Consider the following 1,022-nt stretch of genomic DNA (forward strand, 5'->3'; position numbering starts at 1 on the left):
TGATAAACAAAACTGGATTCATACCCCGCCCCATAACGCCGTAAGTCCCGCCGCCCTAATCCATCAACCAGCGCGACCAAAACCACCATCACAAACAACGGAACGGATAGCATCAGGATCGCCAGCCGGATCAGCGTCACCATCGTGATAAACACGGCAGCCAGACAATATTCCCGTAAATAACCCGATACCCCCTGCAATACAGCATTGAATTCACGCAGAAAATCATTGCGGCTATTGAGCTGATATTGGTGTTGCCCCTGTATCCAGTGCATAAAACCACTGTCCACAAACAGCCATTGATACGCCTGTTCCAGCCAGTCAGAGACCGTTTGTGAAGGTTCAGATAACAGCAGGCTCCGGGTAAATTCGGTGGATAAAAATTGTAGCTCTGTTTTCATTATCGTCTGGCTGTGAGAAGCCCCCTGTTCCGGCCAGAAAAAAGTCATGCCGAGATATTCCAGTAACAGGCTGAATAACCAGGACATCACAATAAACCCCGCGATTTGCCACGGCCATTCCCATAACACACGATACAGCAGACCATGCTTGCGCGGTGGTTGAATGGATTGACGGGAAGCCGGTTCTGACTGTGCCATTATGCTTTACGCTTTCTCTTCCCACCAGGCTTCGCTAGTGCGGTAGTGCCGTCGCATCTGCTCCGCGATTTTTTGCAAACTGTCGGGCATCAGGACATCATCGTCATCCCCAGTGGGTAACGGGATACGAATTTTCCACAACTGGCCACCTTCCAATAGTGCAAATGCCTGCCCTTTCGGCAGGTTAATCATCTCAGCAGGTGTCACTAATGGTGTTTTGACTGTGCCGACCCTGTCCTGCGTGGACGAGGTAACATCCTGTCCCTGTTCGACATCCGCAATGTCGGAATGCCCTGAGACCAGTGTCTTACTATAGATTTCCACTTCCGGCAACTGGCTGGTGAGCAGTTCTGCCGTCCGGTTATCCCGTACCCGCAGCATAATCAAGGTATTAAAGTTACCAATCACCTGCGCCGTTTTGGC

Annotated in this window: 2 protein-coding genes; both read right to left on the reverse strand. The window is 50.8% G+C overall.

Features of this window, described 5'->3' with window-relative positions:
- Positions 1-599, reverse strand: a 599-nt coding sequence (locus AAC147_RS11635) for a TIGR03747 family integrating conjugative element membrane protein (protein ID WP_047686659.1), incomplete at its 3' end; no start/stop codon positions are given.
- 6 nt (positions 600-605) lie between these two features.
- Positions 606-1,022, reverse strand: a 417-nt coding sequence (locus AAC147_RS11640) for a type IV secretion system DNA-binding domain-containing protein (RefSeq protein ID WP_047686662.1), incomplete at its 5' end; no start/stop codon positions are given.

Source organism: Xenorhabdus sp. NBAII XenSa04, from assembly GCF_963866145.1.
GTDB lineage: Bacteria > Pseudomonadota > Gammaproteobacteria > Enterobacterales > Enterobacteriaceae > Xenorhabdus > Xenorhabdus indica.